This window comes from Achromobacter insuavis, from assembly GCF_902859645.1.
Lineage (GTDB): Bacteria > Pseudomonadota > Gammaproteobacteria > Burkholderiales > Burkholderiaceae_B > Achromobacter > Achromobacter insuavis.
The window spans coordinates 1-9,477 of sequence record NZ_CADIJR010000132.1; the positions used below are offsets into that span (position 1 = coordinate 1).

General features: G+C 66.6%; 9 protein-coding genes. All 9 read left to right on the top strand.

What is annotated here, in order from left to right:
• Positions 1–128: 128 nt before the first annotated feature.
• Complete coding sequence (nth, locus tag H0523_RS30690; RefSeq protein WP_054429615.1) at positions 129–764, top strand: endonuclease III; 636 nt, start codon at positions 129–131, stop codon at positions 762–764.
• A 365-nt stretch (positions 765–1,129) separates the two neighbouring features.
• Positions 1,130–1,903, top strand: coding sequence for an ABC transporter ATP-binding protein (locus tag H0523_RS30695; protein WP_054429616.1), 774 nt, complete (start codon positions 1,130–1,132; stop codon positions 1,901–1,903).
• On the top strand, positions 1,900–2,610 hold the full coding sequence (locus tag H0523_RS30700) for an ABC transporter ATP-binding protein (protein WP_006393448.1): 711 nt from the start codon (positions 1,900–1,902) through the stop codon (positions 2,608–2,610). Before H0523_RS30695 ends, H0523_RS30700 begins: the two co-directional genes overlap by 4 nt.
• Before the next feature lie 62 nt (positions 2,611–2,672).
• The gene (locus H0523_RS30705) at positions 2,673–3,887 is read left to right on the top strand and encodes an ABC transporter substrate-binding protein (RefSeq protein WP_054429617.1); all 1,215 of its coding nucleotides are present in this window, start codon (positions 2,673–2,675) and stop codon (positions 3,885–3,887) included.
• 98 nt (positions 3,888–3,985) lie between these two features.
• Complete coding sequence (locus tag H0523_RS30710) at positions 3,986–4,873, top strand: branched-chain amino acid ABC transporter permease (RefSeq protein ID WP_006393446.1); 888 nt, start codon at positions 3,986–3,988, stop codon at positions 4,871–4,873.
• Positions 4,870–5,853 carry a branched-chain amino acid ABC transporter permease gene (locus H0523_RS30715; protein WP_006389255.1) on the top strand — a complete coding sequence of 328 codons (984 nt, stop codon included), beginning with the start codon at positions 4,870–4,872 and terminating at the stop codon, positions 5,851–5,853. The genes H0523_RS30710 and H0523_RS30715 overlap by 4 nt, the downstream gene beginning before the upstream one ends.
• A 112-nt stretch (positions 5,854–5,965) precedes the next feature.
• On the top strand, positions 5,966–6,976 hold the full coding sequence (locus tag H0523_RS30720) for an ABC transporter substrate-binding protein (protein ID WP_054429618.1): 1,011 nt from the start codon (positions 5,966–5,968) through the stop codon (positions 6,974–6,976).
• Between the two features lie 76 nt (positions 6,977–7,052).
• Positions 7,053–7,898: a branched-chain amino acid aminotransferase gene (locus H0523_RS30725; RefSeq protein ID WP_054429619.1), complete on the top strand. Its 846-nt coding sequence runs from the start codon at positions 7,053–7,055 to the stop codon at positions 7,896–7,898.
• Between the two features lie 71 nt (positions 7,899–7,969).
• The coding region (locus H0523_RS30730) for a phosphocholine-specific phospholipase C (RefSeq protein ID WP_180180269.1) at positions 7,970–9,477 on the top strand (1,508 nt) is incomplete at its 3' end.

The following is a 9,477-nucleotide window of genomic DNA, read 5'->3' on the forward strand; positions in this document are numbered from 1 at the left end:
CCCGAACCCGCGGCGGCGGCCACGCCCGCCGCCCCCGCCACCGACGACGCGCAGCAGGACGACCGCAAGCGCGCCGCCATCGAATCCGCGCTGGCCCGCGCCCGCGCCCGCCGCAACACCCCGCGCCCATGAACGCCGCCAAACGCCGAGAAATCTTCGCCCGCCTGCAGGCGGCCAATCCGCATCCGACCACCGAGCTCGAATACGACACGCCGTTCCAGCTGCTGATCGCGGTGCTGCTGTCGGCCCAGGCCACCGACAAGTCGGTCAACATCGCCACCCGCAAGTTCTTTCCCGCCTACGGCACGCCGCAGGCGCTGCTGGCGCTGGGCGAGGAAGGCCTGTCCGACTACATCAAGACCATCGGCCTGTATCGCACCAAGGCCAAGAACGCGATCGCCACCTGCCGCCTGCTGATCGAGCAGCACGGCGGCGAAGTGCCGCAGACGCGCGAGGCGCTGGAAGCACTGCCGGGCGTCGGCCGCAAGACCGCCAATGTGGTGCTGAACACCGCCTTCGGCCAGCCCACCATGGCGGTCGACACGCATATCTTCCGCGTCTCCAACCGCACCGGCATCGCGCCGGGCAAGAACGTGCTGGAAGTCGAGCTCAAGCTCGAGAAATTCGTGCCGCGCGAATATATGCAGGACGCGCACCACTGGCTGATTCTGCAGGGCCGCTACGTGTGCGTGGCGCGCAAACCGAAATGCCCGCAATGCGGTATTTCCGACCTGTGCGAATACAAGGACAAGACGCCGGCCTGAAGCGGCTGGCGCGCTGCGCGATATCCGCGCGGCAATACATCGCGCATCGGCGAAAACCGGGTTTTCCCCGATGCGCGCGGCGATGACGAATTGATGACGATCAATACGAATTTGCTGCAATGCATTGCGAGGTCGCATCGGGTTTTCACCCAATGCCAATGCGAATTGTCCACGATCCGACAATTCACCTTTCCGCACCGCAAAACCTATGACAAACCCTCATGGAATTTTGATTCAGAGGTGCGCATACTCGCCGGCAACTCTTATAGAAAACCGTGGCGTTTCCATGATTTTCTTTACCCCGCGGGGGCTCAGCGCATAACGCCGGGCAGGGTCCATATAAATACAACGCCGGTGCAGCGGACATGGACGACACGATCCTGGAGACAAAAGGCCTCACCAAGGAATTCCGCGGTTTTGTCGCGGTCAATGGGGTCGATTTGCGTATCAAGCGGGGCGAGATTCATGCCTTGATCGGGCCGAACGGCGCGGGCAAGACGACATGCTTCAACCTGCTGACCAAGTTTCTCTCCCCCACCTCGGGGAGCATCAAGTTCAACGGCATCGACATCACCGGCGAGCGCCCGGCGCAGATCGCGCGGCGCGGCGTGATCCGTTCGTTCCAGATCTCGGCGGTGTTTCCTCACCTGACCGTGCTTGAGAACGTGCGCATCGGCCTGCAGCGCAAGACCGGGCTGTCGTTCCACTTCTGGCGCAGCGACAAGCGCCTGGCCGCGCTCGACGAGCCGGCCCGCGCGCTGCTGGAACAGGTCGACCTGGGCGCGTTCGCCGACGAGACCACCGTGAACCTGCCATACGGCCGCAAGCGCGCGCTCGAGATCGCCACCACGCTGGCGATGGAGCCCGAGCTGATGCTGCTGGACGAGCCGACGCAGGGCATGGGCCACGAAGACGTGGACCGCGTCACGCAGCTGATCAAGCGCGTCAGCGCCGGCCGCACCATCCTGATGGTCGAACACAACATGAACGTCGTGTCCTCCATCGCCAACACCATCACCGTGCTCGCGCGCGGCGCCGTGCTGGCGGAGGGTTCCTACGCCGAAGTGTCCCGCCATCCCGCCGTGATGCAGGCCTACATGGGCACCACCGACGGCGAACTGCAAGGAGCACACGCATGAGCACCCCGGCACTGGAAATCTCGGGCCTGCAGGCCTGGTACGGGGAATCGCATATCCTGCATGGCGTGGATATGCGCGTGGGGCAAGGCGAGGTCGTCACGCTGCTGGGCCGCAACGGCGCCGGCCGCACCACCACGCTGCGCGCCATCCTCGGCCTGACCGGCTCGCGCAAGGGCTCGGTGCGCATCCATGGCACCGAGGCCATCGACCTGCCCACCTACAAGATCGCCCACCTGGGCGTGGGCTATTGCCCCGAGGAACGCGGCATCTTCGCCAGCCTGTCGTGCGAAGAGAACCTGCTGCTGCCTCCCGTGGTCGGCTCGCTCGGCGGCGGCATGTCGCTGGCCGAGATCTACGACATGTTCCCCAACCTGCTCGAACGCCGGCATTCGCCCGGCACGCGCCTGTCGGGCGGCGAGCAGCAGATGCTGGCGGTGGCGCGCATCCTGCGCACCGGCGCCAACCTGCTGCTGCTGGACGAAATCTCGGAGGGCCTGGCGCCCGTCATCGTGCAGGCGCTGGCCCGCATGATCACCGCGCTCAAGCAGCGCGGCTACACCATCGTCATGGTGGAACAGAATTTCCGCTTCGCCGCGCCGCTGGCCGATCGCTTCTACGTCATGGAGCATGGCCAGATCGTCGAGCACTTCGAAGCGTCGGAACTTTCAGAAAAACAGGACACGCTCAACGAACTGCTGGGCGTCTAAGACAACCTGTCACCCGCCGGTTTCCCGGCATCCCATATACCAAAGGGAAGAGGAGTCATCCCATGAAGCTGCACACCATCACTGCTGCACTGGCCATGGCGGGCCTGGGATTTGCCGGGGCACCCGCCCTGGCGCAAGGCATCTCCGACGATGTCATCCGCATCGGCTTCATCACCGACATGTCGGGCGTGTATTCCGACATCGACGGCAAGGCCGGCCTGGAAGCGATCCGCATGGCGATCGAGGACTTCGGCGGCAACGTCAACGGCAAGAAGATCGAAGTGCTGTCGGCCGACCACCAGAACAAGGCCGACGTGGCCTCGGCGCGCGCCCGTGAATGGTTCGACCAGCAGAAGGTCGATGTCATCATCGGCGGCACCAACTCGGCCACCAGCCTGGCGATGGCCGCCGTCGCGGCGGAAAAGAAGAAGCCCTTCATCGCCATCGGCGCGGGCGCTTCCGACCTGACCAACGCCCAATGTTCGCCCTACACCGTGCACTACGCCTACGACACCGTGGCGCTGGCGCGCGGCACCGGTTCGGCGGTGGTGAAGGACGGCGGCAAGAGCTGGTTCTTCCTGACGGCCGACTACGCCTTCGGCCACGCGCTCGAGCGCGACACGATGGCGGTGGTCAAGGCCGCCGGCGGCGAGGTCAAGGGCCAGGTGCGCGCACCGCTGGGCGCCTCCGACTTCTCCTCGTTCCTGCTGCAGGCGCAGTCGTCCAAGGCGCAGATCCTGGGCCTGGCCAACGCGGGCGGCGACACCATCAACTCGATCAAGGCCGCCAATGAATTCGGCGTCACCAAGACGATGAAGATGGCCGGCCTGCTGGTGTTCATCAACGACGTGCACTCGCTCGGCCTGGAAGCCACCCAGGGCATGTACCTGACCGATGGCTGGTACTGGGATCAATCCGACGCCTCGCGCGCCTGGGCCAAGAAGTTCGAGGCCAAGGTCGGCCGCAAGCCCTCCATGCTGCAGGCCGGTGACTACTCGTCGGTCACGTTCTACCTGAACGGCGTGAAGGCCACCGGCACCGACGACGCCGACACGCTCATGAAGTGGATGAAGTCGAACAAGATCAACGACTTCTTCACCCAGGGCGGCTACGTGCGCGAAGACGGCCGCATGATCCATGACATGTACCTGATGCAGGTGAAGACGCCGGCCGAATCGAAGGGCCCGTGGGACTACTACAAGGTCGTCGCCACGCTGCCGGGCGACGAGGTCTACACCAAGCTGTCCGAGTCGACCTGCAAGCTGGTCAAGAAGTAATTCCCGTCGATGCGACCCCTTGATGCGATCTGGCCCGCGCGGCCAGGTCGCATCTTGAATTTGCCCGCTTCCCTTCGTACGCGCAGGATTTTCACAAGATGACTGATATTTTCGGCATCCCCATACAGGCCTTGTTCGGCCAGTTGCTGCTGGGACTGGTCAACGGTTCGTTCTATGCCATGCTGTCGCTCGGCCTGGCGGTTATCTTCGGACTGCTGAACGTCATCAACTTCGCGCACGGCGCGCTTTACATGCTGGGCGCCTTCGTCGCCTGGATGGGGCTGTCGTACCTGGGGTTGAATTACTGGGTCATGCTGATCCTGGCGCCGCTGGTCGTCGGGCTGTTCGGCATCCTCATTGAAAAGTTGCTGCTCAAACACCTGTACAAGCTCGATCACCTCTACGGCCTGCTGCTGACCTTCGGACTGACGCTGCTGATCGAAGGCCTGTTCCGCAGCTTCTACGGCGTGTCGGGCCAGCCCTATCCCACGCCCGAGGCGCTGCGCGGCGCCACCAACCTGGGCTTCATGGTGCTGCCGAACTACCGCGGCTGGGTGGTGGCGGCGTCGGTGGTGGTGTGCCTGGCGACCTGGTTCGTGATCGAGCGCACCCGCCTGGGCGCGCTGCTGCGCGCCGGCACCGAGAACCCGCGGCTGGTCGAGGCCTTCGGCGTCAACGTGCCCCGCATGATCACGCTGACCTACGGCTTCGGCGTGGCGCTGGCCGGCTTTGCCGGCGTGCTGGCCGCGCCGGTGCTGCAGATCTCGCCGCTGATGGGCTCCAACCTCATCATCGTGGTGTTCGCGGTGGTCGTGATCGGCGGCATGGGGTCCATCATGGGCGCCATCGTCACCGGATTGGGCCTGGGCGTGATCGAGGGCCTGACCAAGGTGTTCTGGCCCGAGGCGTCCAGCACGGTCGTCTTCATCATCATGGCCATTGTCCTGTTGCTCCGCCCGGCCGGGCTGTTCGGAAAAGAGAAATGAATCGTCAATTCCTGGGCTATGCGGTCCTGGCCGTCGTGGTGGCCATTCTTCCCTTCGTCGGGGTGTATCCGATCTTCGCCATGAAGATCATGTGCTACGCCCTGTTCGCCTGCGCCTTCAACCTGCTGCTGGGCTTCACCGGCCTGCTGTCGTTCGGCCACGCCGCCTTCCTGGGCAGCGCCGCCTACGCGGCCGGCCATGCGCTCAAGGTGTGGGGCGTGCCGACCGAGATCGGCCTGCTGTTCGGCGTCGCGGTGGCCGCGCTGCTGGGCCTGGCGATGGGCGCGCTGGCGATCCGCCGCAGCGGTATCTACTTCGCCATGATCACGCTGGCGCTGGCGCAGATGGTGTTCTTCTTCTTCCTGCAGGCCAAGTTCACCGGCGGCGAAGACGGCCTGCAGAGCGTGCCGCGCGGCACGCTGCTGGGCATCATCGACCTGTCCAAGGACCTGAACCTGTACTACCTGGTGATGGGCGTGTTCATCATCGGCTACTTCATCATCTGGCGCACGGTGCATTCGCCGTTCGGCCAGGTGCTGCAGGCGCTGCGCGAGAACGAGCCGCGCGCGATATCGCTGGGCTATGACGTAGACCGCTTCAAGCTGCTGGCCTTCGTGCTGTCGGCCGCCATCGCCGGCCTGGCGGGCGCCACCAAGACGCTGGTGTTCGTGTCGGCCACGCTGTCGGACGCCACCTGGCAGATGTCGGGCCTGGTGATCCTGATGACGCTGATCGGCGGGCTCGGCACGCTGACCGGGCCGATCCTCGGCGCGTTCATCGTGGTGCTGCTCGAAAACAAGGTCGGCGACTTCGGCCAGATGATGGCCAGCCTGACCGGTGTCGACTGGTTCCTGCGCCTGGGCGAATCGGTCACCATCGTGATCGGCCTGATCTTCGTGATCTGCGTGCTGGCGTTCCGCCGCGGCATCGTGGGCGAGATCGGCGCGCTGATCGAGAAGCGGCGCGCGGCGCGCGCGTAATGCGCGCGGCCGCCGGCCGCATCGCCTGCCTGACCCTCGGGGCCGCTGAACGCGGCCCCGATTGCATGGGGCCTTTACAATGACCGGCACGCAATCAGAAAGGTGCTCCATCATGCGCATGAAGCCTTTGCTCGCGGGCGCCCTGGCGCTGTCCGCCGCCCTGCTCGCGCCGGCCGCGGCCCACGCCGCCAAGCCGGTCTGCGAAGTCGACCGCCCGGTCCGCTTCAGCGGCCTGAACTGGGAATCCAATCTGGTGCTGGCCGGCATCGAGCGCTACGTGATGGAGCACGGCTACGGCTGCAAGACCAGCGTCGAGATCGGCGAGACGCTGCCCATGCTGGCCGCGCTGCAGCGCGGCGATGTCGACGTCACGCCAGAAGTGTGGCCGGGGCAGATCGAAGTGGCCTGGAAGAAGGCGCTGGCCAGCGGCCGCGTGCAGGGCCTGGGCCATGTCTACGACGCCGGCGAAGGCTGGTACGTGCCGCGCTATACCGTGCAGCGCCATCCCGACCTGAAGTCGGCGGCGGACCTCGCGCGCTTCAAGCAGGTCTTCGCCGACCCCGAGGACCCGGGCCGCGGCCGCATCTACGGCTGCCCCGCGGGCTGGGCCTGCGGCACGCTGAACGACAACCTGCTGCGCGCGCTGGGCCTGGACCGCGACTACAGCCTGTTCGCGCCCGGTTCCGGCGCGGCGCAGAAGGCCGCCATCCTGTCGGCCTACAAGCGCAAGCGCGACATCGTCTTCTACTACTGGACGCCCACCGCGCTGGTCGGCGCGCTCGACCTGGTCAAGCTGGAACTGCCGGCCTTCGACCAGACCGCCTATACCTGCCTGACCGATCCCAAGTGCGCCAAGCCGGTGGCCACCGAATTCAAGCCCAACCCCGTGGTCACCGGCGTCAACAGCGCCTTCGCCAAGGAGGCGCCGCAGCTGGCCGCGTTCCTGGCCAAGCTCACCATTCCTGGCGACGCCATCGACGCCACGCTGGGCTGGCTGGAGACCGAGGGCAAGGAGCCCGAGGAGGCGGCGCGCTACTTCCTCAAGCAATACGGCCCGGTCTGGCGGCAATGGATGCCGGTCGATGCGGCCGAACGGGTGCAGGCGGCGCTCGACAAGGAGTGAGACGGTCCGCGCCTCATGTATCCTGACGTTTCGGCGCCATTGTCGCGCCACCCGATACCCCCGAAGGAAACCCATCATGGACGCCTTGTTCTGGCACAACGGTCACTGGACCCCTGAAAACCCCAAACTGCTCGGCCCCGCCGACCACGCCTTCTGGATGGCCAGCATGGTCTTCGACGGCGCGCGCGCGTTCCGCGGCCTGACGCCCGACCTCGACCTGCACTGCCAGCGCGTGGTGCGCTCGGCCGAAAAGATGCTGATGAAGCCGCAGATTTCGTGGCAGGAAATCCAGTCGCTGTGCCTGCAGGCCGTGGCCAAGTTCCCCGAAGGCAGCGAGCTCTACATCAAGCCGATGTTCTTCTGCGCCGACGGCTTCCTGCTGCCCGACGCCGACAAGACCCAGTTCGTGCTGCACGTCTTCAAGGTGCCGATGCCGGGCGAACAGGGCTTTGCCGCCTGCTTCTCCAGCTTCGCGCGCTCGTGGCCCAACATGGCGCCGACCGACGCCAAGGCTTCGTGTCTCTACCCCAACGGCCAGCGCGCCATCCGCGAGGCGATGGACAAGGGCTTCGACAACGCCATCATGCTGGACGGCGCCGGCAACGTCGCCGAGTTCGCCTCCAGCAATCTGTGGATCGCCAAGGACGGCGTGGTCTCGACCCCGGTGGACAACGGCACCTTCCTGAACGGCATCACGCGCCGCCGCGTGCTGGCGCTGCTCAAGGCCGACGGCGTCGAGGTGCAGGAGCGCAGCCTGACGCGCGCCGACATCGAGGCAGCCGACGAAGTGTTCTCGTCCGGCAACTACGGCAAGGTGGTGCACGTGAACCGCGTCGAAGACCGCAAGCTGGAATACGGTCCGCTGGCGCGCCGCGCCCACAAGCTGTACATGGACTACGCCGAAAGCACCCGCAAGCAATAAGCCCACCGGCCGCGACGCGGCGGACCGCGCCGCCCGCCCCGGGCGGCGCCGCATGACAAGGAAGATCCCGCATGCAATCCCGACGCGAGTTCCTGCGCGGCGGCGCCGCGATCGCCGGCGCCGGCAGCGCCCTGGCGCTGCTGCCCGCCTCCATCCGCCGCGCGCTGGCGATTCCCGCCAACCGCCGCAAGGGCACGATCGAAGACGTCGAGCACATCGTCATCTTCATGCAGGAAAACCGGTCGTTCGACCACTACTTCGGCGGCCTCGCCGGGGTGCGCGGCTTCGGCGACCGCTTTCCGATCCCGGCGCCCGCCAGTCCCGACTTCGAGCGCCGCACGGTCTGGGCGCAGTACAACGGCCGTCCCGACGACGGCGCGCCGCGCAGCGTGCTGCCGTTCCGTCTCGACACGCGCGAGGCCTATGAGGCCATGCGCGTGGCCAGCACGCCGCACACCTGGTCCAACGCCCAGGACGCCTGGGATGCCGGCCGCATGGGCCAGTGGCCGGCCGCCAAGAAGAACCATTCAATGGCGTACTACACCGAAGCGGACATGCCGTTCCAGTACGCCATGGCGCGCGCCTTCACCGTGTGCGACGCCTATCACTGTTCGTTCACCGGCGGCACCAACACCAACCGCCTGTTCGTCTGGAGCGGCACCAACGACGGCCTGGGCCGCGGCCACGGCCCGGCGCTGGGCAACACCTACAACAAGCTGGGCGGCGGCGATCCGGCCGGCGCCTACACCTGGACCACCTATCCCGAGCGCCTGGAGCGCGCCGGCATCCGCTGGCGCATCTACCAGGACATGGCGGACAACTACTCGCTCAACCCGACCGCCGGCTTCAAGGCCTACCGCGACGCATTCCACGGCCTGCCCGGCTCGCTGGCCGCGCTCAAGGACAAGGCGCTGACCACCCGCGGCCTGGACCTGCTGCGCCAGGACGTGCTGGACGGCACGCTGCCGCAGGTGTCGTGGATCTGCGCCACCAAGGCCGGCTCCGAGCATCCCAGCCCCTCCAGCCCGGCGCAGGGCGCGGACTACACGGCAAAGGTGCTGGACGCGCTGACCGCCAATCCCGAGGTCTGGAGCAAGACCGTCCTGTTGCTGATGTTCGACGAAAACGACGGCTTCTTCGACCACATGCCGCCGCCCGCCCCGCCTTCGCGCGGCCGCGACGGCCAGTTGGCTGGCGCGTCGACGGTGGACACCGCCGGCGAATACCACGAGATCGTCACCGGCACCGAAAAGGACGATACGGCCGCCCACCTGCACGGCGTCTACGGCCTCGGCCCGCGCGTGCCGATGTACGTGCTGTCGCCCTGGACCAAGGGCGGCTGGGTCAACTCGGAAGTGTTCGACCACACCTCGGTGCTGCGCTTCGTCGAGCGCCGCTTCGGCGTCGCCGAACCCAACATCTCGCCGTGGCGCCGCGCGGTCTGCGGCGACCTGACCTCGATCTTCGATTTCGCCACGCCCGACGAGGCCAACCTGACGCGCGGCCTGCCGGCCACCGCCGCGCGCGCGGCGCAGGCCGCCGCCCTGCCCGGCACCATCACGCCGCCCGCGCCCGAGCG

Excerpts from the sequence above, each read along its gene's own strand:
- H0523_RS30695 (WP_054429616.1), top strand. The coding sequence starts at position 1,130 with ATGGACGACACGATCCTGGAGACAAAAGGCCTCACCAAGGAATTCCGC.
- H0523_RS30710 (WP_006393446.1), top strand. The coding sequence starts at position 3,986 with ATGACTGATATTTTCGGCATCCCCATACAGGCCTTGTTCGGCCAGTTG.
- H0523_RS30700 (WP_006393448.1), top strand. The coding sequence starts at position 1,900 with ATGAGCACCCCGGCACTGGAAATCTCGGGCCTGCAGGCCTGGTACGGG.
- nth (WP_054429615.1), top strand. The coding sequence starts at position 129 with ATGAACGCCGCCAAACGCCGAGAAATCTTCGCCCGCCTGCAGGCGGCC.
- H0523_RS30725 (WP_054429619.1), top strand. The coding sequence starts at position 7,053 with ATGGACGCCTTGTTCTGGCACAACGGTCACTGGACCCCTGAAAACCCC.
- H0523_RS30715 (WP_006389255.1), top strand. The coding sequence starts at position 4,870 with ATGAATCGTCAATTCCTGGGCTATGCGGTCCTGGCCGTCGTGGTGGCC.
- H0523_RS30705 (WP_054429617.1), top strand. The coding sequence starts at position 2,673 with ATGAAGCTGCACACCATCACTGCTGCACTGGCCATGGCGGGCCTGGGA.
- H0523_RS30720 (WP_054429618.1), top strand. The coding sequence starts at position 5,966 with ATGCGCATGAAGCCTTTGCTCGCGGGCGCCCTGGCGCTGTCCGCCGCC.